24 protein-coding genes are annotated in these 23,568 nt (G+C 61.8%); 6 read left to right on the forward strand and 18 right to left on the reverse strand.

The features are described from left to right. Positions 1-35 precede the first annotated feature (35 nt). Entirely contained in the window at positions 36-1,454 is a 1,419-nt protein-coding gene (locus GA0061105_RS01745) for an aminotransferase-like domain-containing protein (RefSeq protein ID WP_064691754.1), read from the reverse strand. An 81-nt stretch (positions 1,455-1,535) separates the two neighbouring features. Here GA0061105_RS01745 and GA0061105_RS01750 point away from each other — a divergent pair, with 81 nt between their 5' ends. Further along, positions 1,536-1,793: a DUF1127 domain-containing protein gene (locus GA0061105_RS01750; RefSeq protein WP_064691753.1), complete on the forward strand. Its 258-nt coding sequence runs from the start codon at positions 1,536-1,538 to the stop codon at positions 1,791-1,793. 21 nt (positions 1,794-1,814) lie between these two features. Here the strand turns inward: GA0061105_RS01750 and GA0061105_RS01755 are convergent, their stop codons facing one another. The 7 genes from GA0061105_RS01755 to GA0061105_RS01785 all read right to left on the reverse strand — a co-directional run bounded on the left by GA0061105_RS01755 (position 1,815) and on the right by GA0061105_RS01785 (position 7,790). Then, the gene (locus GA0061105_RS01755) at positions 1,815-2,213 is read right to left on the reverse strand and encodes a hypothetical protein (RefSeq protein WP_092747608.1); all 399 of its coding nucleotides are present in this window, start codon (positions 2,211-2,213) and stop codon (positions 1,815-1,817) included. A gap of 74 nt (positions 2,214-2,287) precedes the next feature. Beyond that, on the reverse strand, positions 2,288-2,959 hold the full coding sequence (purQ, locus tag GA0061105_RS01760) for a phosphoribosylformylglycinamidine synthase subunit PurQ (protein WP_064691751.1): 672 nt from the start codon (positions 2,957-2,959) through the stop codon (positions 2,288-2,290). Continuing rightward, complete coding sequence (locus tag GA0061105_RS01765; protein WP_092747610.1) at positions 2,956-3,510, reverse strand: RNA 2'-phosphotransferase; 555 nt, start codon at positions 3,508-3,510, stop codon at positions 2,956-2,958. Before GA0061105_RS01765 ends, purQ begins: the two co-directional genes overlap by 4 nt. 43 nt (positions 3,511-3,553) lie before the next feature. Beyond that, a complete protein-coding gene (gene purS, locus GA0061105_RS01770) occupies positions 3,554-3,796 on the reverse strand; it encodes a phosphoribosylformylglycinamidine synthase subunit PurS (protein WP_064691749.1) in 243 nt (80 codons plus the stop codon). A 33-nt stretch (positions 3,797-3,829) separates the two neighbouring features. Beyond that, positions 3,830-4,594 (reverse strand): phosphoribosylaminoimidazolesuccinocarboxamide synthase, encoded by a 765-nt coding sequence (gene purC / locus GA0061105_RS01775; RefSeq protein ID WP_008526002.1) that lies wholly within the window; start codon positions 4,592-4,594, stop codon positions 3,830-3,832. Between the two features lie 249 nt (positions 4,595-4,843). Then, complete coding sequence (locus GA0061105_RS01780) at positions 4,844-7,141, reverse strand: putative bifunctional diguanylate cyclase/phosphodiesterase (RefSeq protein ID WP_092747612.1); 2,298 nt, start codon at positions 7,139-7,141, stop codon at positions 4,844-4,846. Between the two features lie 91 nt (positions 7,142-7,232). Then, positions 7,233-7,790: an RBBP9/YdeN family alpha/beta hydrolase gene (locus tag GA0061105_RS01785; RefSeq protein WP_064691747.1), complete on the reverse strand. Its 558-nt coding sequence runs from the start codon at positions 7,788-7,790 to the stop codon at positions 7,233-7,235. Positions 7,791-7,965: 175 nt separating this feature from the next. Here GA0061105_RS01785 and GA0061105_RS01790 point away from each other — a divergent pair, with 175 nt between their 5' ends. Together GA0061105_RS01790 and GA0061105_RS01795 are read left to right on the forward strand one after the other, a co-directional pair. Continuing rightward, a complete protein-coding gene (locus tag GA0061105_RS01790; RefSeq protein ID WP_064691746.1) occupies positions 7,966-8,769 on the forward strand; it encodes a DUF2189 domain-containing protein in 804 nt (267 codons plus the stop codon). A gap of 128 nt (positions 8,770-8,897) precedes the next feature. After that, on the forward strand, positions 8,898-9,374 hold the full coding sequence (locus GA0061105_RS01795) for a low affinity iron permease family protein (protein ID WP_092747614.1): 477 nt from the start codon (positions 8,898-8,900) through the stop codon (positions 9,372-9,374). Positions 9,375-9,596: 222 nt separating this feature from the next. Here GA0061105_RS01795 and purB read toward each other — a convergent pair whose 3' ends face one another. From purB to GA0061105_RS01820, 5 genes are all read right to left on the reverse strand, one after another. Beyond that, positions 9,597-10,904: an adenylosuccinate lyase gene (gene purB / locus GA0061105_RS01800; RefSeq protein ID WP_092747616.1), complete on the reverse strand. Its 1,308-nt coding sequence runs from the start codon at positions 10,902-10,904 to the stop codon at positions 9,597-9,599. A gap of 144 nt (positions 10,905-11,048) precedes the next feature. Beyond that, on the reverse strand, positions 11,049-11,534 hold the full coding sequence (locus tag GA0061105_RS01805; protein WP_064691743.1) for a hypothetical protein: 486 nt from the start codon (positions 11,532-11,534) through the stop codon (positions 11,049-11,051). A 17-nt stretch (positions 11,535-11,551) separates the two neighbouring features. Further along, the gene (locus GA0061105_RS01810) at positions 11,552-12,277 is read right to left on the reverse strand and encodes a DUF2259 domain-containing protein (RefSeq protein ID WP_064691742.1); all 726 of its coding nucleotides are present in this window, start codon (positions 12,275-12,277) and stop codon (positions 11,552-11,554) included. Next, positions 12,274-12,951, reverse strand: a complete 678-nt coding sequence (gene rpe / locus GA0061105_RS01815) for a ribulose-phosphate 3-epimerase (RefSeq protein ID WP_092747618.1) — start codon at positions 12,949-12,951, stop codon at positions 12,274-12,276. Before rpe ends, GA0061105_RS01810 begins: the two co-directional genes overlap by 4 nt. A 64-nt stretch (positions 12,952-13,015) precedes the next feature. Continuing rightward, entirely contained in the window at positions 13,016-14,098 is a 1,083-nt protein-coding gene (locus tag GA0061105_RS01820) for a branched-chain amino acid ABC transporter substrate-binding protein (RefSeq protein ID WP_092747620.1), read from the reverse strand. A gap of 278 nt (positions 14,099-14,376) precedes the next feature. Here GA0061105_RS01820 and GA0061105_RS01825 point away from each other — a divergent pair, with 278 nt between their 5' ends. Both GA0061105_RS01825 and GA0061105_RS01830 read left to right on the forward strand, forming a co-directional pair. Further along, positions 14,377-14,871 carry a flavin reductase gene (locus GA0061105_RS01825; RefSeq protein WP_092747622.1) on the forward strand — a complete coding sequence of 165 codons (495 nt, stop codon included), beginning with the start codon at positions 14,377-14,379 and terminating at the stop codon, positions 14,869-14,871. 31 nt (positions 14,872-14,902) lie between these two features. After that, positions 14,903-15,223: a TfoX/Sxy family protein gene (locus tag GA0061105_RS01830; RefSeq protein WP_092747624.1), complete on the forward strand. Its 321-nt coding sequence runs from the start codon at positions 14,903-14,905 to the stop codon at positions 15,221-15,223. Here the strand turns inward: GA0061105_RS01830 and GA0061105_RS01835 are convergent. The 5 genes from GA0061105_RS01835 to GA0061105_RS01855 all read right to left on the reverse strand — a co-directional run bounded on the left by GA0061105_RS01835 (position 15,220) and on the right by GA0061105_RS01855 (position 20,023). Continuing rightward, positions 15,220-15,642 (reverse strand): NUDIX domain-containing protein, encoded by a 423-nt coding sequence (locus tag GA0061105_RS01835; protein WP_064691737.1) that lies wholly within the window; start codon positions 15,640-15,642, stop codon positions 15,220-15,222. The genes GA0061105_RS01830 and GA0061105_RS01835 overlap by 4 nt on opposite strands. Positions 15,643-15,649: 7 nt before the next feature. Then, positions 15,650-17,149 carry a DEAD/DEAH box helicase gene (locus GA0061105_RS01840; protein WP_064691736.1) on the reverse strand — a complete coding sequence of 500 codons (1,500 nt, stop codon included), beginning with the start codon at positions 17,147-17,149 and terminating at the stop codon, positions 15,650-15,652. Between the two features lie 157 nt (positions 17,150-17,306). Beyond that, positions 17,307-18,620, reverse strand: coding sequence for a peptidoglycan DD-metalloendopeptidase family protein (locus tag GA0061105_RS01845; RefSeq protein WP_092747626.1), 1,314 nt, complete (start codon positions 18,618-18,620; stop codon positions 17,307-17,309). A 105-nt stretch (positions 18,621-18,725) separates the two neighbouring features. After that, positions 18,726-19,553 carry a ferritin-like domain-containing protein gene (locus GA0061105_RS01850; protein ID WP_092747628.1) on the reverse strand — a complete coding sequence of 276 codons (828 nt, stop codon included), beginning with the start codon at positions 19,551-19,553 and terminating at the stop codon, positions 18,726-18,728. Beyond that, positions 19,550-20,023 (reverse strand): peroxiredoxin, encoded by a 474-nt coding sequence (locus GA0061105_RS01855; protein WP_064691733.1) that lies wholly within the window; start codon positions 20,021-20,023, stop codon positions 19,550-19,552. The genes GA0061105_RS01850 and GA0061105_RS01855 overlap by 4 nt, the downstream gene beginning before the upstream one ends. A 125-nt stretch (positions 20,024-20,148) precedes the next feature. On the opposite strand from GA0061105_RS01855, the gene GA0061105_RS01860 reads away from it, so the two are divergent. Further along, entirely contained in the window at positions 20,149-23,547 is a 3,399-nt protein-coding gene (locus GA0061105_RS01860) for a YhdP family protein (protein WP_092747630.1), read from the forward strand. The last annotated feature ends 21 nt before the right edge of the window (positions 23,548-23,568 follow it).

Consider the following 23,568-nt stretch of genomic DNA (forward strand, 5'->3'; position numbering starts at 1 on the left):
GTTTTTTTGGAACTATGACGTGTATTTGCAACAGGTCATATTTCGCCGTCATAGGCGGAGCCGCCATTTTCCAACAGCCGGCGCAGGATCATCAGGCCCGCTATCAACTCTTGTCCCGTCTTCGGCGAGGAGAAGCCAACGCGAACCCGGTGATAGGTTTTCTCGCCGCGTGCCGTCTTGAACTCGTCCTCGTCGTCGACCAGCACGCCGTCGCGGAAGGCGGCGTTCTTGAAGGTGCCGGACATCCAGGGCTCCGGCAGCTTCAGCCAGAGGAAAGGTGCGTGCAGGTGCGATGCGAAATCGAAACCATGCAGGTGCTTGCGAGCGAGCTGGGTGCGGCGGGAAAGCTCCTCGACACTCGCCTTGCGAATCTCATGCGCAGCGCCACTTTCGACGAGCCGTGCACAGGTCTCGGCCAGGATGAAGGGCAGGCCGCCCGTGATCATCCTGTGCGTTACCTTGATGCGCTGGGCAAAATGCGGCGGGCAGGCAACCCAGCCGCCGCGTACGCCGGCGGCGACTGATTTCGACAGGCCGTTGACGAGAAAGGTGCGATCGGGCGCAAGTGCCGCAAGCAGCGGCGTATCGTCGTCGGCCATGCCGCCATAAAGGTCGTCCTCAATCAACCAGACGCCGTGTTTCCTGGCTATGCCGGCGATAGCAGCACGACGCTCATAGGGCATGATCGCCACTGTCGGGTTATGAACGGTCGGCATCAGGAAAGCGAGCTTCGGATGCTGCTGCTGGCAGAGCCGCTCGAAATCCTCGGGGATCATGCCGTGTTCATCCGAATCGACTGTCACCGTGCGGCGACCAAGAAGGCGGGCGCTGCGGCTGACCTGCGTGTAGCTGAGATTTTCGAAGACGATCTTATCGCCTGGAGCCGAGACGGCGCCGATAACGGCTATCGCCGCCGCATGAGCGCCGAGCGTCGGCACGATATTTTCGACTTCCGGTGTCCAGCCGCTGCGGGCAAGCCAGCGACGTCCGGCTTCGAACCAGTTCGGGGGGAAGCTCCGGGAGTAGGACGAAATCTCTGCGAGATGCTGTTCGCCGATCTCCGCCAGAATGCCCGCTATGATCTTGCCCTGGCCGAGGTCGGGAGCAGCAGTGGTGTCGAAGCGGATCTTATTGGCCGGCGCATCCTGGAAGCGGGTGCCGCCGAGCGAGACGGCCATCGGATCGATCTGTTCGCCAGGCGGCGTCTCGGCTCGGTTCAGCACATAGGTTCCGCGCCCGACCTCGCCGGCAACGAGGCCGCGCTCGTGCACCAGCGCATAGGCGCGGCCGATCGTGCCGATCGTCACGCCGATATCGTAGGCGAGGTTGCGCTGCGGTGGCAATTTGCTGCCGGCGGGCAGGGCGCCGCTCGCAATGGCGGATTCGATGCTGTCGGCAAGCCGGAGATAGACCGGGCCGGAACCGCGGGAGAGATCAGGGAGCCAATTTGTCATGGTGACAATTGCTTATATTGTCACATTGTACCTGTCAAGCGTAAGAGTCAATTCCAAGGCAACCGCAAGAGGATTCCTGGAATGTCCGCCTTACCCGAGATCAAAATGCCGATTGTACCGATTGTCTCCTTCGACGACCGGCGGCAGGTTGTCGTGCAGCCCGTGCCCGCAAATACGACGACGCGTTTAGGCCGGATCTGGTCTGCAATTCTTCTCTGGCATCAGAAGCGGGAAGGCCGCCGGGCACTAAGGGGCCTGACGGCGAGCGAGCTCAAGGATATTGGCGTATCGCAGTCGGACGCGGCGCGTGAGGTCAGCAAGTCGTTTTTCTGGGACTGATCGCCTCGGCGGCGCAGCTGGTTAGCTGCAGGCCTTATTGCCAGCCGACCAGCGATTGACGTCGCCGGCGATGCGACCTGCCACCGGCTCCTGCATCATTGGGCCGAAGGCTTGAAGACGCGCCGGGCTGCCCTCGGCCTGCACGACGAGCAATGGCCGGCTTTCCGGGCTGCCCTTGTGAACAAGCAAGATGCGGGGGCGGCCGGTGAAGGAATTAAGTTCCGGCGCGAGCTTATAAGCAGCGAAAGCCGGATCGCCCGATTTGAACCAGCAGGCGTTCGCGCCAAGCGCCACCCGCTCCATCGTCGGCAGCGCGCCACGGTTCGGCGCCGTTACCGGAGCCGGCGACTGGCAGGCAGCCAGCATGGCTGCGAGAACAGTCGACAAGGCGGCGTTTACGATGGAGAGGCGGGGGCGCATGGTCTTGCTCCAGGGTGAAGGCTTGCACGTCCTTGCCCGCATCACGCCAGCGAGCAGGATGCATCCAGGCGGGTTCAGGCGGCGATGACGTCGAGCGCCGAGGCGAAGAGGCCACGGCCGTCCGAACCGCCATGGGCGGCTTCGATCAGGTTTTCCGGATGCGGCATCATGCCGAGCACGTTGCCCTTTTCGTTCATGACCGCGGCGATGTCGTTGAGCGAGCCGTTCGGATTGCTGCCTTCAGCATAACGGAAGACAACCTGGCCATTGCCTTCGATCTTCGCCAGAGTGGCTTCGTCGGCGAAATAATTGCCGTCATGATGGGCAACAGGGCAGCGGATGACCTGCCCTTGCGCGTAGGCGCGGGTGAAATCCGTCTCGGCATTGACGACTTCGAGTTTGATCTCGCGGCAGACGAATTTCAAAGAGGCGTTGCGCATCAGCGCGCCCGGCAGCAGGCCCGCCTCGACGAGAATCTGGAAGCCGTTGCAGACGCCGAGCACCTTCACGCCCTTTGCAGCCTTGTCGATGATCGCCTGCATGACCGGCATACGCGCGGCGATCGCGCCGCAACGCAGGTAATCGCCATAGGAGAAGCCGCCGGGGATCACAATCAGATCGACATCCGGAATCTCGGTTTCCGTCTGCCAGATTGTCACTGGCTCGCGGCCGGAGATCTTGGTCAAGGCCGCGATCATGTCGCGGTCGCGGTTGAGGCCCGGAAGTTGAACGACGGCTGATTTCATGGGGTGCCTGCGTTTAGCGAAAGAAATTGAACTGGAACGCTTTCGGCGAGCCATACTCCATTGTCGGAGACAAAGAAAGAATGGCCCTTAGAAAACATGGCGGCTGCGTCGACACGCAGGATGATAGAATCGCCCTTACGGCGCGTGGCGACGATTTTCGCGCTTTCGATATCCGCTGAGAGATGGACGTGGTGCCGCTCCATCTTCTTCAGGCCTTCGCGCTCGATCGAGGGCCAGCTTGTCCTTGACGTGCCGTGAAAGAGGACATCAGGCGGCTCGACCGCCTTCAATGCCAGATCGACGCCGACGCTGTGGCCTTGATTGGCACGAATTCTGTCATCGACGAGCGCAAAGCGCTTCTTCGGACTGTTCTCGATGATCTCGACAATATCGGCGCGAGACACGTCGTATTTCGACGTCACCGCCTTTGCGAGCGCATCGAAGGATACCCATCCTTCGAGATCGAGCGTCAGGCCAGCGGCATCCGGCGCATGGCGCAAAACATAGCTCATGAATTTCGAGACTTCCGTCTCCAGCTTTGCTTCCACCATGACGCCTGGTCCTTATGGCCTGTGCGGGGCAGGCCCGCGATCGTCAGTCGATCGCGATCGCGTAGTTCTCGATCACCGTATTGGCGAGCAGTTTTTCGCACATAGCCTTGAGGTCGGCCTCGGCCTTGGCCTTGTCGGCGCTTTCCAGCTCCAGGTCGAAGACCTTGCCCTGTCTGATATGGCCGACGCCCGAAAAGCCGAGGGCGCCGAGGGCGCCTTCGATAGCCTTGCCCTGCGGATCGAGAACGCCGTTTTTCAGCGTGACTGTGACACGAGCCTTAATCACTTTGTCTTTCCTGCCTTACTTGACGAGACGTTTTTACTTAACCAAAACGGGGCCGGTGCCGCGCACGGGCTCGTTTTCATTGATGATGCCGAGGCGGCGAGCGACTTCGGAATAGGCTTCGAGCAAGCCACCGAGGTCGCGGCGGAAGCGGTCCTTGTCCATCTTCTCGCGGGTTTCGATATCCCAGAGCCGGCAGCTGTCCGGCGAGATCTCGTCAGCGAGGATGATGCGCATCAGATCGCCTTCGAAGAGGCGGCCGCATTCGATCTTGAAATCGACGAGCTGGATGCCGACGCCGAGGAAGAGGCCGGTCATGAAGTCGTTAACGCGGATGGCGAGCGCCATGATGTCGTCGAGCTCGGCGGGATTAGCCCAGCCGAAAGCGGTGATGTGTTCTTCGGAGACCATCGGATCGTCGAGCGCATCGGATTTGTAATAGAATTCGATGATCGAGCGCGGCAGCACGACGCCTTCCTCGATGCCCAAGCGCTTGGCGAGAGACCCGGCGGCGACATTGCGCACGACGATCTCGAGCGGAATCATTTCCACTTCCTTGATCAACTGCTCGCGCATGTTGAGCCGGCGGATGAAATGCGTGGGAATGCCGATCTTGTTCAGATGGCTGAAGATATATTCGGAAATACGATTGTTGAGGACGCCCTTGCCGTCGATGACTTCGTGTTTCTTCTTGTTGAAGGCAGTGGCATCGTCCTTGAAGAACTGGATCAAAGTGCCCGGTTCCGGACCCTCATACAGAATCTTTGCCTTGCCCTCGTAGATACGGCGGCGACGGTTCATCGTGGTCATTCTCTGTTGTTGGCGCTCTTGGGATGGCGCGGTGGATCGATCTCGTGGCGTCCCCTTAAAGGAAAAGAGCGGCTTTCACAATCCGCCTGTCACTCCTTCCTCGGTTTCCGAAATTCCTGGCGCCGGCTTTCGAATTTTTCGGAATGCCGCTCAGAGAATCGAATGAATGCGCCAGACAAGTTTAGCGCCTTTCCCTGTACGGTGGAATGAAGGCGAAATGGCGGGCCGCTTATACAGGTTTTATTTGGCGGCTCTGCTTGGCAGTGCGCGGCGAAGATGGGTCTGCAAGGCGCGAGCGGCAGTCAGCCCGGGGCGCCAGCTTCCGGCGCGGATGAAGGAGGGAATCTGCATGGCCGGCATCGGCCGGGCGAGCGCATAACCCTGCAGCGTGTCGCAATCGAGTTCCTGCAGAATGCGGATATGATCAGCCGTCTCGACGCCCTCGGCAATGACGAGGATGTTGAGCGAGCGGCCAATATCGATGATCGAGCCCACCAGTTTGCGCTGCTCGGACGATTGCGGCAGCATGCGGATCAGCTCGCGGTCGATCTTCAGTGTCTTCGGGCTCAGGCGCAGCAGGCTGACGATCGATGCGTGGCCGGTGCCGAAGTCGTCGATCTGGATGTCGATGCCGAGCTTGCGCAGCTTCTTGAGGTTGGCGGCCACCGCTTCGTCGCAATCGTCGAGCGAGATCGATTCCAGCAGTTCGAAGGCGATGGTGCCGGGTTCGATCTTCAGGGTGCGGAGCTTCTTGCCCAGATCGGGATCGGCCAGCCGCCGGGCGGAAACGTTGACCGATATTTTCGGGATCGACAGCCCCTCCTTGATCCAGGCGCGGCGGTCGGCCAGCGCGCGCTCCAGGATCAGGGCGTCGATTGTCGAGACGACGTCGAGATCTTCGGCGATTTCGAGAAAGCGGTCCGGCGCCAGCAGCCCGTGTACGGGGTGTTGCCAGCGGGCGAGCGTCTCGAGGCCCGTGATGTCGAGGGTACGGGCATTGAACTGCAGCTGGTAGAAGGGCACGAACTCGCTGCGTTCGAGGCCGATCAGGATCTCGTCGGCGAGCTGCTTGGCGGAGACGACGTCGCGGCGGGCCGATGCCGAGAAGAATTCGAAGCGGTTGCGGCCGAGGCCCTTGGCGCGATAGAGTGCGATATCGGCATCGAGCAGCGTCTGCTTGGCGTCCAGCTTCGGTCCGCCGTCGATGGCGATGCCGATGCTTGCGCCGAAACGGCAATCGTGCCCCTCATATCTGACGGGTTTGCGCAATTCGCGAATGATACGCTGGGCAAGGCTACCGATTTTCTTCGATGCCGCATCGACGGTGCAGAGGATGACGAATTCATCACCGCCGATGCGGGCGACGAAATCGCCGGTGCGGACGGAATTAATCAGCACGCTTGCCGCGTGCTGCAGCATGGTGTCGCCGGCCCGATGGCCAAGCGTGTCGTTGATCTGCTTGAAGCGGTCGAGATCGATATGCAGGATCGCCAGGGCAAGGCCCTTGGCGCGACATTCGGCCGAGCGTTCGTCCAGCATCTTGTCGAGATAGCGCCGGTTCGGGAGGTCGGTGAGATAATCGTGCAGCGCCAGGCGCTCGATGCTCTCCTTCGCGGCCTCGAGCTCGCGGTTGCGGGCCTCTGCCAGGTCCTTGGCGCGCTGCAGCTCGTTGCGGAGTGCGACGTCCTCGGTGACGTCCCAGTTGGCGCCGATCAGCTTGCGGTGGCCGTTGCCGTCGACGAAAAAGGCCGAGCGGGCGCGGATAATGCGCTCCGCGCCGTCGCCGCGGATAATGCGATATTCCTGCTGGAAATCGCTGCCGCTTTCGACGCTGCGTCCGGCCAGGCCAAGCACGCGCTCGCGATCATCGGGATGGAGGCTTTTCGCCCAGGCATCGCCTGCGATCTGGTGCGGGGCGCCCTGCAGGCCGTAAATGGAGATGAGGCGATCGTCCCATTCGACAGTATCATTCTCGATATCGGCCTCGAAGACGCCGATGCGGGAAATCGCCAGTGCCAGGTCGAGCCGGCGCGACAGACGCGACAGTGTCTCCTCGGCCTCCTTGCGGGCGGTCATATCGATATCCGTGCCGACGATGCGTGTCGGCACGCCATTTTCATCCCATTCCACGCAGGCGCCGCGACAGTCGATCCAGAGCCAGTGGCCGTCCCTGTGGCGTTCGCGATACTCGAAGATCTGATATTCCGGGTCGCCGGCGTTCTGCCGCTCGATGGCATGCGCGACGAAATCGCGGTCGTCGGGATGGACGAGCTGCAGCCAGGCGTCGTAGTCGCCGACGACGTGCTCGTCGGGTGCCATTCCACGGATGGTTTTCCACGTGGGCGAGTAGTATTTCCTGCCGAGACGGAAGTTGTGGTCCCACACGCCCAGTCCCGAGCCGACGAGCGCATGGTTCCAGCGGCTTTCGCGTTCCGCCAGGTCTAAGTCGCCGGCTATCGCCCCGTTGACGCCTGCCTCAACCGCTGCGGTATCGCCATGCGGATCATCGGCCTCTGGATGGGCTTTCTTCACGGGCATTCTCGCTTATTCATCCCGGCGCAGTCTGGTGTCATTCCATTAAGAAAGACTTAGAAAGAAACTGCTCAATTAGCGAGAACGCGAGTTTTCCTCAATCGGCAGAGAGACGGCTCAGGAACTGGGCGAAGACCATGGTTCCTTCGGGCCACGGGCCGTGACCGGAATCTGCATTGATATGCCCTGCCTCGCCGGCATCGACGAGGAAGGAACCCCAGCTGCTGGCGATATCGTCAGCGTGGTCGTAGCTGCCGAACGGGTCGTTGCGGCTGGCAACGGTGATCGACGGGAAGGGCAGCGGATCGCGCGGGTAGGGCCCGAAGGTCATCAGGTGCCGTGGACGAATGTCGGGATTGGTGACATCGGGCGGGGCGACGAAGAATGCGCCTGCTACCCGCTTGCGGAAATGCGGGATGGCGTGGATCGCCGAAGGTACGCCGAGCGAATGGGCGACGAGAACGACCGGGCGGGTCGAGGCGTTCACCTCTTCGGCTATGCGGGCGATCCAGTCCTCGCGGACCGGTTTCGTCCATTCGGCCTGTTCGACGCGCCGCGCCGTGCTGAGCTTTGCCTCCCAGCGGCTCTGCCAATGGCCGGGGCCGGAATTGGTATAGCCGGGAATGATGAGGATATCTGCGTCTGAGGCTTTCATAGTGCCGCCGATGTGAGAAAGCCCGTCCAAGATGTCAAGAGGGGGCGGCAAGGGAGAGAGCGACACGGGCGCTGAAATTTGTTATGTTGCTCCAGTGCCGGTTGCGGATTTCGTATCGGCTTGCCCCCGATGCGTGTCCGCCGCCGACCAAGTCTCGGCTGAGGAGGAGAAAGCCATGGCGGCATTTCATGTCATGACGGGTGCCAGCGAAAACTTTGCGCGGCCCGTGATCAATCGCATCGGCATCGCCGACGTCTTCGATGCGCTGAAGCGCGGGCTCGATGATTTCAGTGAGAAACCTTCCCATTACGTGTTCCTGTGCCTGATGTATCCGATCGCCGGCGTCTTCCTGACGCTGTGGACCTCCGGGGCCAACCTTCTGCCGATGGTCTTCCCGCTGATGTCCGGATTTGTGCTGATCGGCCCGATCGCGGCAATCGGCCTCTACGAAATCAGCCGCCGGCGCGAGGAAGGCCTCGATACGTCATGGAAGCACGCGCTCGAGGTACGCCATTCGCCGGCGCTGCCGTCGATCGTCGCGGTTGGGCTGATGCTCTTTGGACTTTTCGTCGTCTGGCTGGTGACGGCCCAGACGCTGTACACCAGTCTTCTCGGCGACGTCTTTCCCCGCACCATGACGGATTTCACCCGCCAGGTCTTCGCCACGGCCCAGGGCCTGCAGCTGATCATCTGGGGCAATCTCATCGGCTTCGGCTTCGCGCTCGTCGTGCTGGCGATTTCAGTCATCACTTTTCCGCTGCTGCTCGACCGCGACGTCGGTGCGGTTGCCGCCGTCGTGACCTCGATCCGTGCGACGGTCATCAATCCGGTGCCGGTGCTGCTTTGGGGCCTGATCGTCGCAGCGCTGCTCGTCGTCGGCACCATCCCGGTCTTTGCCGGACTTGCGCTGGTCATCCCGATCCTCGGCCATGCGACCTGGCATCTCTATAGGAAGCTGATTGCGCGCGAGCCCGCGTGATCGCAGCTTTCCGGGGATCGCGACCGTCGCGATCCCCGCAATCCCGGACCTGGCCTCGTTTCCGGAACCTCGAGACTTCTTCCCGCGTTATCTAATGCCGGCTTTGAGTGGGACTTTGAGAGGTGACGATGAAGCATCTGTTCGCCCGCTTCGCAAGCAAGACATCGGAATGGGCGGGCAAACCCGTCGTCTTCATCCTGGCGCTGAGCGTCGTCGTCGTCTGGGCCGTGCTCGGCCCGTTCTTCGACTATTCGGAAACCTGGCAGCTCATCATCAACACCGGTACGACGATCATCACATTCCTGATGGTGTTCGTGCTGCAGAACGCTCAGACGCGCGACACGCGGGCGATCCAGGCGAAGCTCAACGAAATTATTCTGACGAGCCATGCGGAGAACCGCTTCATCGGCATCGAACATCTCGACGAAGACGAGCTGAAGCATCTCGACCGGCTTGTCGCCAAGGCTGCCAAAGGCAGGGGTGAGACAGAGGCGTGCCGGACGACGGAGGCCGCTCAAGCGACGCCACCGCCGAAGAAGGCAGAGGCGGACAAACGTTCTGCCAAAACATCTAAGCAGAAGCAGCGGCCGCTTGAGAAAAGCTAACCATCATCCACTCTGCAACACAAAATGACAAAGGCATAAATCAAAACGGCGCCTGCGAGGCGCCGTCAGACTGTTGAAAAAGTCTCCCTCGTCATGCTCGGCGTTGTGCCGAGCATCTAACCACCGCGATTTCCTCGTCTTAATTGGGTCGGCGCAGATCCTCGGCACAAGGCCGAGACGACGTCGCCGCGCTGCAAGACGCCGTGTATCGCTGCAGCCTGCTCAAGCGTTGCCGAAGACGCGGCGGAAGATCGTATCCACATGCTTCGTGTGATAACCGAGATCGAACTTCTCCCGAATATCCTCCTCGGAAAGTGCGGCGCGAACCTCAGCATCAGCAAGCAGTTCCTCCAGGAAATCCTTGCCCTGTTCCCACACCTTCATGGCATTGCGCTGCACGAGGCGATAAGCGTCTTCACGGGAGGTGCCGGCCTGGGTCAGCGCCAGGAGGACGCGCTGGGAGTGGACGAGGCCGCGGAACTTGTTGAGGTTCTTCTCCATGTTCTCAGGGTAGACCAGCAGCTTTTCGACGACGCCGGCCAGTCGTGCCAGGGCGAAGTCGAGGGTGACTGTGGCGTCCGGGCCGATCATGCGTTCGACCGAGGAGTGAGAGATATCGCGCTCGTGCCACAGGGCGACGTTTTCCATGGCCGGCATGGCATAGGAGCGGACCATGCGGGCAAGGCCGGTCAAGTTTTCGGTCAGCACCGGGTTACGCTTGTGCGGCATGGCCGAAGAGCCCTTCTGGCCGGGCGAGAAATATTCTTCCGCCTCCAGCACCTCGGTGCGCTGCAGGTGGCGGATTTCGGTCGCCAGCCGTTCGATGGATGAGGCGACGACGCCGAGGATGGCGAAATACATGGCGTGGCGGTCGCGCGGGATGACCTGAGTCGAGACCGGCTCGGCCTTCAGGCCCAAGGCTTCGGCCACATGCTCCTCGACGCGCGGATCGATATTGGCGAAGGTGCCGACGGCGCCCGAGATGGCGCAGGTCGCGACTTCCTCGCGGGCAGCGACCAGGCGCTGGCGGCAGCGCTCGAATTCCGCATAGGCAAGCGCCAGCTTGACGCCGAAGGTGGTGGGCTCGGCATGGATGCCGTGCGAGCGGCCGATGGTGACCGTGTCCTTGTATTCGAAGGCACGGGTTTTCAGTGCTGCAAGCAGCCGGTCGAGATCGGCGATAAGGATGTCGGTGGCGCGCACGAGCTGAACGTTGAAGCAGGTGTCGAGCACGTCTGACGAGGTCATGCCCTGATGGACGAAGCGTGCATCCGGGCCGACGATCTCGGCGAGATGGGTGAGGAAGGCGATGACGTCGTGCTTGGTGACGGCCTCGATCTCATCGATGCGGGCGACGTCGAAGGTGGCGGCGCCGCCTTTCTCCCAGATCGTCCTTGCCGCCGATTTCGGAATGACGCCGAGCTCGGCCAGCGCGTCGCAGGCATGCGCCTCGATCTCGAACCAGATGCGGAACTTGGTTTCCGGAGACCAGATGGCGACCATTTCGGGCCGGGAATAACGCGGGATCATGGGCGGCTGCCTTCACTTCAAGAGGTTTACTTCGATTTGTCTCGCGCAATTCCTGGGAAAGCTGCTTCGCGTTTTTCGGGGAAAACCGATCGGCACTTTACTGAAATTGCTTTAGCGCCCCTGTAGCAAAGACGGACGGCAATCTCAACGCATGCGTTTGGCAAGATGATAGCTGCTGACGAACAGGCAGACGAGGCCGAGCGGCAGGAACAAGCGAAGGCCGATTACCAGGAACTGGTAGACGGCGCTGATGCTGGTGAAGACGAACTGGATGGCCCAGACGATACTGCCGACGGGCGCGTGCCAGCGCGAATAGAAGATGCGATACTCCATCGCAAACAGGAAGGCGGTCATCAGGATCGTGGCTGTCGTCAGCGTCACGAAGAAGGCGGCAAAGCGAGCTTCCAGCGGCCTGTTATGGGCAAAAAAGCGGGCGACCGGCAGGGCGAAGGGCCAGGAGAGCACGCCACCGAGGAAATAAAGTGCGGCGACCTCGGCAAGCCGGCTGGTCTGCAGACCGTTGCGGAGGTAAAGGCCGAGCATGGCGGCGGCGAGCATCTGCATGCCCCAGAGCAATGCGCCGGCAAAGAGATCGGAGGCGGGCGGCTTTGCCGCCCTTAGACGATCCATCCTGGGGCGATCCAAGTTCAGGGATGAACTGGAACGGCGATCCAGCGTCCGTTCCTCTCCGCATCGAAGGCCAGGACGAGGGCGATGTGAACTTGGTTTCCGCCTTCCGGCTGGTAGACCATCGCGCCGCCGATCCGGTATTCCACCGAACAGGCGCGCTCTGCCGGAACGGCGGTGGCCTGGCGGGCCGCCTGACGGTTCGGGGCACCCTCCTTTTCGATCATCTGCAGGCTGAAGCCGATGATGCGTTTATCGATAGCGGCGCATTCCTTGGGCGTCGGCACGGGCATCTCGCCGAGCGAGAGCGTATAAGGCGATTTCGGCGGTCCGTCGGTCGCAAGCGTGGTGTAGCGAAGCGTTTTCGAGGGAGAGCCGAGCTCGGTCGGCGGGTTGAAGGCGGCAATCAGGCCGGGATTGGTCAGGAGATCGTATTTGTCCATCTGGCTGCGCGCTGCCGTCAGGTTCTGCCGCCGCGCCTTGGAGAGATTGGCGTCCTTCTCGGTCAGTTCGGTGCGGAAGGGCGTGCCGTCGAGATACTGACCGTTGCCGGTATCGATGAAATAGGTGTTGGAGTAGGGCGCGCTGCCGCCTGCCTCGATTCCGAATTCCTGAAATGCGAAGACCTTGCCGTCGGCGGAAAAGCCGATCGGTTGAATGCTGGCAATGTCGCCGGCCAGCGACATGCCCGGCAGGCCGGCAATTGCGGCGGCAAGCATGCCACCCATCATCAGACGCTTCTTCATGCTCGTGCCCCTTCGGCTGCCTGACGCAGACCGGCGACGGTCTTGCGGTACTCCTCGACCGTACCGCCCTTGAAAATTGCAGAGCCTGCGACGAGAACGTTGGCGCCGGCGCGTGCGATAGCCGGCGCCGTTTCCATTGTGACGCCGCCGTCGACTTCGAGTTCGATCGGGCGGTCACCGATCAGTGATTTCGCGGCGGCTATCTTGGCCGTCATCGCCGGAATGAATTTCTGGCCGCCGAACCCTGGGTTGACGGACATTATCAAGATGAGGTCGACGTCATCGAGCACGTTCTCGATGGCGCTGAGTGGCGTCGCTGGATTGATCGTCACGCCGACCTTCTTGCCGAGATTGCGGATGGTCTGCAGCGAGCGGTGCAGATGCGGCCCGGCTTCGGAATGGACGGTGATGCGATCGCAGCCGGCTTTGGCGAAGGCTTCGAGATAGTCGTCGACTGGAGAGATCATCAGATGGCAGTCGAAGGCGGCTGATGTGTAGGACCGCAGCGACTTGATGACATCGGGACCGAAGGAGATGTTCGGCACGAAGTGTCCGTCCATCACGTCGAGGTGGATCCAGTCTGCGCCGGCGGCCGTGACGTCGCGCACCTCCTCGCCGAGCCTGGCGAAATCCGCCGCGAGGATCGAAGGGGCAATGCGAATAGGCAGCGTCATCAAGTCTTACTCCCGTGTGGGCGCCATCTGCGCACGGCGCCGGAAATTCATGGCTGGCAGCCGCTCATTGCGTCGGCGCAGCCGGTGGAAAAAAGCCATTGCCCCGCCATTCGAGCAGGCGGTAGGGATTTTGCGAAAGCTCGTGTGCACCGGTGAAGGCGACGGCGCCGACCGGTGTCTGGAACGTCGTGCCGACAAGGGTCTCCAGCAGCGGTTTGCCGGCGGCAGCGGCGGCTTCCACCGCTTGACCGGCAATCAGGGCCGCCGCCAGCGACGGCAGGACATAACCTTCAGGCTCGGTGCCTTTGGCGCGCAACGCCTCGGCCGCCGGCCTACCTTCGGGCAGAAGGGTATATTCGGGCAGGACCACGGCACGCACGCCGGGCGCCAACGGCAGCGGCTGGTCGGCAGCGCGCATGGCATCGCCGCCGAGGATCGACAGCGGAATGTTTTCCGCCTCGGCGTCGCGGGCGATAACGGCGACGTCGTTGCGATCACCGCCGACGAAGACCCTGGTGGCGCCGGCCCGTTTCAGGCGACGCACGAGGGCAATCTGCTGCTCCTGGCCCGGACGATAAGTATCTGTGAAAACCGGCTTCAAGCCATTCTGCTCCAGCGCATTGCGCACCGCTTCCGTCAGTTCGCGGCCATGAATGGTGCCGTCCTCGATCAGGGCGATCGGATCGGCCGCCCAGTCCTTGAGTATCACCTCGATGATCTTTGCCGCCTCAGTGCCGTCGGCAGGCGCCAAGCGGAAGAGCGGCCAGCCGTTTTTCAGCGCATCCTCCATCAGGATGCGCGACCGTACTGAAACGGTGATCGCCGGAATATTGGCGTCCTTCAGCTTCGGCAGCGCGCCTTCCAGCGTTTCGCTACAGAGAAAGCCGACCGCGATCTGTACCTTGGCATTGACGAGCGCATCGGCGACCGCCGCGCCACCATTGTCCTCGCAGGTGTCGTTTATGGCGACGAGCGTGTTTCCCGACTGCTGGATCTCGAAGCCGGCGCCGGCGGCAATCTGCGTGCCGAGCAAGCCGAGCGCACCACCCTGCGGGGCGACGACGCCGATCGTCACGCCGGCCGCATGGCCTTGCGCCGCCGCTACCAGCAGCGTCAGAAAGGCTGCTATGCCACGCAGGTTGATCATGAAAGGCGGAGATCCCTAGCCATCGTCCATGCCCTTTTATCCGCAAGGTCGCAATCGTCAAAGAAAAACAAGCGCAACCCGACGCTTTTCACCGGTCCTATTGTAGAAAAGGTAACCGATGCTCGCCATATTGGCGCGATAGCAAGTCGAACTACGGCGTCAGGCGTCATTTCAGTCGCGCAAAGGACACTGTAGCATTTTGAATTGCTGCATAGTTCTCCTTAAATCGATCCCGATTTAAGGAATGACGCAGGCAGAAGAGCGCGCGGGAGAAGCACGTGTTGAACAGGCAGCATATCGATCCCGGCCTTTATCGCGATGCCATGAGCCGTTATGCCGGCCATGTGCAGCTCGTGACGACGGTAATGGAAGGCATGCGCCGCGGCGTCACCATCACCGCCGCCTGCTCGGTTTCGGACAATCCCGCTTCGGTGCTGATTTGCCTCAACAACACCAATCCGAAGAACGACATTTTTTTCCGCAGCGGCATCTTCGTGCTCAACACGCTCGGCGCCCATCACCAGGCAGTCGCTGACGCTTTCTCCGGGCGCACCGCGCTTGCCGATGAAGAGCGTTTCGCCAGCGCCCGTTTCGACAAGCTCGTCACCGGCGCGCCCGTCCTTGCCGATGCGCTTGCCTCCTTCGACTGCCGGGTGACCGATATCAAGGAAATGCCGACGCACAATGTCATCTTCGGCGAAGTCGCCGCCGTCCGCTTCAGCGAAAAGCATCCGGCTCTCATCTATTTGAACCGGGATTATCACACGCTCTAATTGGGGCTGGCGGGAAACGAGGAAACAGAGAATGGACAATGCCGGGATCGAGGAAATGTTTCAGGGACTTGGCCCCGTCACGATCAAGCGCATGTTCGGCGGCAAGGGAATTTATCATCTCGGGCGTATCGTCGCGGTCGAAGTGCGCGATGAAATGCTGCTGAAAGCTGACGAGACGAGCGCACCGGAATTTGCCGCCGCCGGCGCCACGCAATGGGCCTATGAAGGCAAGAAGGGCAAGCCGGTGAAGATGCCCTATTGGTCGATCCCCGAAGAGGCCTACGACGATCCCGATCTGATGGCGAAATGGGTGCGGCTGGCCTATCAGGCAGCGCTTCGCGCCGATAGCTAACCGCGTTTGATCGCGGGGAGCGCTGAAATCGCCGCCTTGGTGAAGGCAGACAACGGCTCGGGTAATTCGTTCAGGGGAAACCAACCGAAAGCCGAAAGCTTGTCGGGTTCGGTCAATTGCGGCTCGCCCTCGACGTCGCAGGCGAGATAGAGAAGTGAAATCCAGTGCTGACGGTCGGTATCGATGATCTGTTCGGTCATGCCGATCCGCTCGATCCGTCCGATTTTGAGACCGGTTTCTTCTTCGGCCTCGCGGCGGGCCGCTTGCTCTGCCGGCTCCATGTGATCGACCTTGCCGCCGACGATGTTCCAATAACCGGCTTCCGGCGCTTTCACACGCTTATAAAGCAGAACCTTGGCGTCGCGCAGAATCACCAGGCCGACGCCGAAGCCCGGAAAGTCGAGTCCGGGCTTGCCCATTGGATGTTCAGACCTTGGCGCTGCCGGCAATCAGCATGAAAGCGGGAATATCGTCACCGAAGCCGACCGGGGTCGGGCCGTCGTCGTGATCGCGATGACGGCGGCGATCGCGGCTGTCGTCGTTTGCCGGGTAAGGCCGGTTGTTGCGCGCATTGTTTTGCGGCTTCTGCTCTGCTTTGCGCTCGTTCTTCACGACTTCGGCCTTTGCTGGTGCTGCTGCGATCACTTGGACGTCATTATCCTGTATGTCGTTGTCAGATTTATGACTCGCAGCACCGTGCTTGCCGCGTCCGCGACCGCGATCCTTGTCGCCACGTTCCCGCCCGTTGCGGCGCGGACGGTCGCTGTCCTTGCTTTCTTCCACAGCCGGCAGCGAGGTCAGGTCGCCGTTCAGCCATTCGACATTTTCACCGATCAGTTTTTCGATCGCGTCGACGAATTTGGTGTCGCGCTTGGTGACGAGGGTGAACGCGGCGCCCGAGCGACCGGCGCGGCCGGTGCGGCCGATCCGGTGGACATAATCTTCCGAATGGATCGGCACGTCGAAATTGAAGACGTGGCTGACATCGGGAATATCGAGGCCGCGGGCAGCAACGTCGGAGGCGACGAGCAGCTGGAGGTTGCCGTCGCGGAAATTCTGCAGCATCGTCGTGCGGGAACGCTGGTCCATGTCGCCATGCAGCGCGCCGACGTTGAAGCCGTGGCGCTCGAGCGAACGGAAGAGATCGGCGACATCCTTTTTGCGATTGCAGAAGATGATGGCGTTCTTCAGTTCGGTCTGAGCACGGACGAGTTCACGCAGAACCGCGCGCTTCTCGTAGTCCTTGCTGTGCGAAGCGACGAAGCGCTGCGTTACCGTTTTTGCTGCCGAAGCGGGCTTGGCCACTTCGATGCGCTCTGGATTCTGCAGGAAACGGTCGGCGAGCTTCTGGATCTCCGGCGGCATGGTGGCCGAGAAGAACAGCGTCTGGCGGGTGAAGGGGATGAGCTTGGCGATGCGCTCGATGTCGGGAATGAAGCCCATGTCGAGCATGCGGTCGGCCTCGTCGATGACGAGAATTTCGACGCCGCTCATCAGCAGCTTGCCCCGCTCGAAGTGATCGAGGAGGCGACCCGGCGTGCAGATCAGCACGTCGGCGCCACGCTCGAGCTTGCGATCCTGGTCCTCGAAGGAAACGCCGCCGATCAGCAGGGCAACGTTGAGGCGGTGGTTCTTGCCGTATTTCTCGAAATTCTCGGCGACCTGGGCGGCGAGTTCGCGCGTCGGCTCGAGGATCAGCGTCCGGGGCATGCGCGCGCGGGCGCGGCCCTTTTCCAGAAGTGACAGCATCGGCAGAACGAAGGATGCCGTTTTGCCGGTGCCGGTCTGCGCGATGCCGCAAATGTCGCGACGCTCGAGCGCAAAGGGAATAGCCCCCGCCTGGATAGGTGTGGGGATCGTATAGCCCGCGTCTGTGACAGCGGATAGCACTTTTTGGCTCAAGCCAAGGTCAGCGAATGTCGTCAAAGGGAAAACAGTTTCCGTTCCGGTTCGGCCGAGCTCTGAACGAGTCGGCGGGATTGCATGCCGCAATGCAGCGCGACATAGCCCCGAATGGCCGGCAAGTCAAGAAATAGAGAGGCCGCACCCGGTGCAGAGTGAAGCTTTGGTTACCGGGCGGGTATTACTTGATATAGGTGGCGAGTTTAAGGCCGGCATTCATGAAATATACTGGATCGATGGCTCGGCCATTCTGCCGCACTTCATAATGCAGGTGCGTGCCGGTCGAGCGGCCGGTGCTGCCGGCAAGGCCGATGACGTCGTTGCGGTCGACCGTATCGCCGGCCGTGACCAGGACTTGGGACATGTGGCCGTAGCGCGTCGAGATGCCGTTGCCGTGATCGATCTCGATCATATTGCCGTAACCGCCTGTCCAGCCGGCTGATATCACCTTGCCGGGCGCCGTCGGGCGGATCTTTTCGCCCGGCGAAAAGCGGAAGTCGACGCCGGAATGCAGCGCCAGGCGGCCGAGGAAAGGGTCGCGGCGGTTGCCGAAGGGGCTGGTCATTTCCTTGCCGACGGCGGGGTTGCGGAAGGGCAGGGATTCGGCGGTGCTGCGCACAGCTTCCAGCCGTGTCAGTGCGCCGTCGAGAGCGATCAGCGAATTGTTGAAATCGTCATTGCTCTCCGGCTCGACGAAGGGGCCGCCAACGGCGCTGTTATCTTCGTCCTGCTTGACAGCGGTCTCGGGCATGGGAATCTTGAACCGCGTCAGCACGCTCTCGATGGCATTGGCGGCGTTGCCGGCGTCGCTCGTGAGCTGCTCGATGCGGTTGCGCTGGTCCTGTTCAACGTCCTTCAGCGACAGCGTCACCTTGGAGAAGATGCGGTCGGCGCGGTCGCCGACCGTCTCCGTGGCCGGCACGTAGGCAAGAGTCGTATTGTCGGGAGTGGCATCGGCTGGTGCGCCGCTTGCCAGCTGTTTCTCGATCGCCTCTATGCCGCTTTCGCCGAGCGAAGCGCGCTTGTCCTTAATGGCGGGGGCATAGGATTGCGCAGGCAAAGACGGCGCGCTGTCCCTATCCTTAAGCCCGGAGCTTTCGGCCCGGTCGAGCAGGTTGTCGAGCTTGCCGTGGCGTGAGGTGAGCGCCATCTGCTGCTCCATCAGCTTGTCGACCTTGTCTTCCACCACCTGCTGGTCGAGAAGCTGGCGGGAGGTGATGCGATCGACCTGGGCGCGAAGGGCGGCGATGCGGTCCTCGTAGTCGTGCTGCATGCGGGCCTGGCGCGCCATGGTGGCGCCGATCAGGTCGTCGCGCAGCACGAGATAGGAGGTCGCCAAGAGATAGCCGATGGAAAAGACACCGACGAAGCAGAAGGCGAGGGCGGCCATCCACGGCCGAACCGTCATGTGGCGGACTTTGTCACCACTTGCCAGGATCAGAATATGTTCCTGGGCCCGCTTGCCGAATACCCGGTGCTGATGTCCGCCGTTCACGCAGGCTCTCCCGAATGATGCTCTACGCCTCTTTCGGAAAATTAGACACGTTTATGGTTAATGAATGCTTTCGTTGCCGCCGTTTACGCTAGAAGATCAATCAGCTCAGGCATGGCTGATCGACGCCAGGGAGCGGTAGAAGGATGGCGTCAGCCCGGCCTCGGCGCGGGCGAGATCGTTGAAAGGCGGCTTCAGCGGCCCGCGGAAATTGGCGCGCACCAGCTCCTGAAAGGCCTTTGCCGGGTCGCGCTTCTCCCGCGCGCAGAGGAATCGGAACCATTTGGCGCCGACGGCGACATGACCTTTCTCGTCGTTGTAGATGACATCGAGCACCGCTGCGCTGTCGAGATCGCCCGTCTCACGCATTTTCGCTTGCAGCGATGGCGTCACGTCGAGACCACGGGCTTCGAGAATCAGCGGCACGACGGCGAGCCTTGCCGTCAGGTCGTTGCGCGTCGAATGAGCCGCCTGCCAAAGCCCGTCATGGGCGGGAAGATCGCCGTAATCGGCGCCGAGATCGTTGAGGCGCGCGCGCACCATGCGAAAATGCTTCGCCTCCTCGAAGGCGACCTGCATCCAGCCGTCGAAGAAGGAATTGGGCACCGGTTCGGTCGCGAATCGCGCGACGATATCGAGCGCGAGATCGACGGCGTTGAGCTCGATATGGGCAATTGCATGGAGGAGGGCGATCCGGCCCTTCAGCGTGTGCAGCGAGCGCTTTTCCACCTGGGTCGGCGGCGTCAGCACCGGTTTCTCGGGGCGACCGGGCCTCTCCGGCAGGGCCGCGTCGAGCGGTGAGCGCAGCGACACCCGGCGGGCGAACCAGCGGGTGGCGCTTTCCTGCGCAAGAGCGGTCTTACGGTCGAGGTCGGCCGAGCGGATGGCGTCGATAGCGCCGCCGCGCAGCGAGCTTATCGCGAAATCACCGGTCACGCGGCCAGATTCCTGACGGCCTCGAGCACGGTCTCGGCATGGCCCTGTACCTTCACCTTCTGCCAAATCGTCGCGATCGTGCCATCCTGGCGGATGAGGAAAGTCGTGCGCTCCACGCCCATGAAGTTGCGGCCGTACATGCTCTTTTCCTTCCAGACACCGTAGGCCTGGAGCGTCGTCTTCTCTTCGTCAGAGGCGAGCGCCACCGAAAGACGGTGCTTTCTGATGAACTTGTCATGGCAGGCGGCCGAATCGGGCGACATGCCGATGACGGCGGCACCTGCTGCTTCAAACTCCGGCGCAAGCGCAGTGAAAGCCAGCGATTCGGCGGTGCAGCCCGTCGTATCATCCTTGGGATAGAAGAACAGGACGAGGGGCCGGCCGTGAAAATCGGAAAGCGAGACACGGCCGCCGCCATCGCGGGGGAGATTGAAGTCGGGGGCCAGGGCGCCGATGCCGGGAACCGCCATTGGGAAAACCTTTCTTTTGCCGGGTTTGTGGATGACACTCTCTGTCCCCGAATTATATAGTGGACGGAAACCCGTCCAGCATAGCCGGGTTCAATTCTTCGATTTAAGGGAGAGCCCGAGGGCGCATGTCAGCCATCCGCGGCGAAAAGGTCACGTTTCGCAAGAAGGATATCGTTGCGCTGGACCGTTTGCCGTCCGCCCAGACCGAGAATCCGATCATCGTTCATTGCCCGCCGCCGCGTTCGCCGATGCGGCGCACGGCGAAGCTGACGTCCGTTTTTCTCGGACTGATTCTCCTCATTCTCGCCGCCATCGTCTTCACCGTCGAGAGCGGCATGTTCGACAAGCCGCTGTCTCAGCAGGCGCAGGCGGCGCTGAACGGCGTGGCCGGACCGCGCTATCGCGTCGAAGTCGGCTCCACGGTCATCCGTTTCACCTCCGACTTCCGGCTGGCGCTGGAAGCGCGCAACGTGAATATGATTGACCAGGACAGCGGCCAGCACCTGTCGACGACGGGTTCGGTTCGCCTCGGGCTCGATCCGCTGCAGCTTTTCCGTGGCCGTATCGCCGTCGCCGATATCGAAGCGGAGGATATCGCTCTCGATACCGCGCTTCTGCCCTCCGGCAAGCCCGTCCAGCTTGACGATCTGCGCATCGACGCCATGCCGGCGGCGATGGAGACGATCTTCTCGCAGCTTGACATGTTCGACAGCATCGTGACGCGCGGCTCGACAAATTCCGTGCGCATCTCCGGCATTGACATCAAGCTCGCCGATACCGCGAACGGACCGCTGTCGCTCGTCGTCGACAATCTCGTCTTCGCCCATGCCGGGCCATCCTCGCTGCAATTGAGAGGTGAGGTTGCGCTTAACGGCGAAGTGGCGGAGCTCGACGTGCTGGCCGAGAAGGAAGACGGCCAGGTGTCGAAGGTGGTGGCGACGCTCAAGCATGCGAACCTCACGCCTTTTGCGCTCAAACGCAATGATCAGGGCGTCATCCGGCAGGGGCTCAGCGCCTTTGCCGACCTGACGGTGTCAGCCACCAGGGAGCGCGCCGGCGCCCAGCCGGCGCTTGCCGCAACGGTCGATGTAGACCCCGGGCTGATCTATGCCGACGGCGATCCGCAGGAGCTGTCAGGCGGGCAAATAAACCTCGCCTACGATTTCGCCAAGCAAACGCTGGAGATCGCTAAATCGAATGTCCGGTTCGGCGCGACCACGCTTCCCCTCAACGGCGCGCTGATCGATCTCGACAAACTCGATCCCAAAGCCGGCAAAGGTTTCGGCATCGATCTGCTCGTCAGCGGCGGCACAGCCGCCCCAAGCGGCTCCGGCGAAGAGCCTGTTGCCTTCGACATCCAGGCGACCGGGCGCTATATGGTCGCCGGCCGGGAATTCCTGTTCCCCAACATGACCGTGTCCAGCCCGCTCGGCGCGCTCTACGGCGCGTTGCACGTCAAGCTCGGCGATAAATCACCGGAAATCAGCTTCGCCGGCCAATCCAGAGAGCTGCAGACAACGGCGATCAAGCAGCTCTGGCCGTTCTGGATGGCGCCCAAGGTGCGCACATGGGTGCACGGCAATCTCTTCGGCGGCACCGTCACCGACGCTTCGATTTCGGTTTTCATTCCCTTCGGCAGGCTGGACGAGGCAGCCGGCGGCAAGGGATTGAAGCTCGACGCCAACCAGATCCGCATCGGCTTCGATGTTGCGGGCGCGCGGATGAACGTCGCCGGCGACATTCCGCCGGTCCGCGATACTGCGGCGCATTTCGACCTGACCGGCCCGGTTGCGACGATCTCGATCAAGAGCGGCACCTCCTATTTTCCCTCCGGCCGGTCCGTCGGTCTCGGGGAGGGGACGTTCGTCATTCCGTCCGCATACGATAAGCCGCTGATGGCGGATATCGATCTGGCGGTATCGGGCGCGGCGGACGCGATAGGCGAGCTCCTCACCTATAAGCCGATCCGGGTGCTGCAGCGTGCCGGCTTTTCGCCTGACGACTTCAAGGGGCACATCGACGCGAATGTGAAGGCGCATTTCGGACTGCTCTCCTCGCAGAACCCGCCGCCGGCCGAGTGGAAGGCCGCCATGAAGCTCGCCGACGTCGATCTTGCCAAGCCGTTTTCCGGCCGCAGGATCAGCAATGTCAGCGGCATGCTGAACGGCGATCCGAAGCAGATCACGCTCGATGCCAAGGGCGAGATCGACGGCATTCCCGCCGATATCGATCTGACCGAACCGGTCGAGGCGTCGTCCGGCGTCGAGCGGCAGCGCGTGATCACGGCGAGCCTCTCCGACGAGCAGCGCAGCAAGGTAATGCCGGGGCTTTCCGATATCGTCAGGGGTAACCTGAAGATGGTGCTGACGCGGATTGACGACGACAGGCAAGACGTTCAGCTCGACCTCACCAGATCGATGCTCGACCTGCCCTGGATCGGCTGGTCGAAAGGCAGCGGCATTGCCGCCTCCGCGGAATTCGAGATGTCCGGCCCGCCCGAGAATACTCAGATCAAGAATTTCCGGCTGAAGGGCGACGGATTCGGCGCCAGCGGATCGCTTGTTGTCGGCAAGACCGGCCTTATCTCTGCGGATTTCGACAGCGTCAGACTCTCCTCACTCGACGATTTCGCTTTGTCGGTAAAGCGCAGCAAGGGCAATTTCGACGTCTCCGTTTCCGGCGACAGCGCCGATGCGCGGCCGGTCATCGCCCGATTGAAATCGGGCTCGGACGGCGGGGAGGACGGCGACGGTGACAATGTGGGCGTGTCGGTGCGCGCAAAGTTGAAAAACGTCATCGGCTTCAACGACGAGAAGGTCGGCAATTTCCAGGCGCAAGTGTCACTGCGCGGCGACAAGCTGCAGGCGCTGAATTTTTCCGGCGTCACCGGCAGCGGCGAGGCCGTTGTCAGTCAGATGAAGGACGGCGGTGTCATCAATATCACCAGCGGCGATGCCGGTGCCGTTTCGCGTTTCGCCGATCTCTATCAGCACATGCAGGGCGGCCTGCTGAACCTCGCGATCCGGCTCTCGGCGCAGGGCGGGTGGGATGGTTCGCTCGATGTGCGCCGCTTCTCGATCGTTAACGAGCAGCGACTACGTTCGATCGTCTCGACACCTGTCGGAAACGAGCAGCGCAGCCTCAACGAGGCTGTCAAACGCGACATCGACACCTCGTCGCAACGTTTCCAGCGCGGCTTTGCACGCATCGTCTCGCGCAACGGCATGATCGGTATCGAGAACGGCGTGCTGCGAGGCGACCAGATCGGCGCGACCTTCCAGGGCGTGGTGCGCGACCGCAGGGGCAATATGGATATGACCGGCACGTTCATGCCGGCCTACGGCCTCAATCGCCTCTTCGCCGAACTGCCGCTGATCGGCGTCATCCTCGGCAATGGCAGCGACCGCGGCCTGATTGGCATCACCTTCAAGCTCACCGGCAAGTTCGACCAGCCGAACCTGCAGATCAACCCATTGTCGATCATCGCCCCGGGTGTTTTCCGGCAGATCTTCGAATTTCAGTGAGGCGGGGCGAGACTTAGAGCC

Source organism: Rhizobium aethiopicum, from assembly GCF_900094625.1.
GTDB lineage: Bacteria > Pseudomonadota > Alphaproteobacteria > Rhizobiales > Rhizobiaceae > Rhizobium > Rhizobium aethiopicum.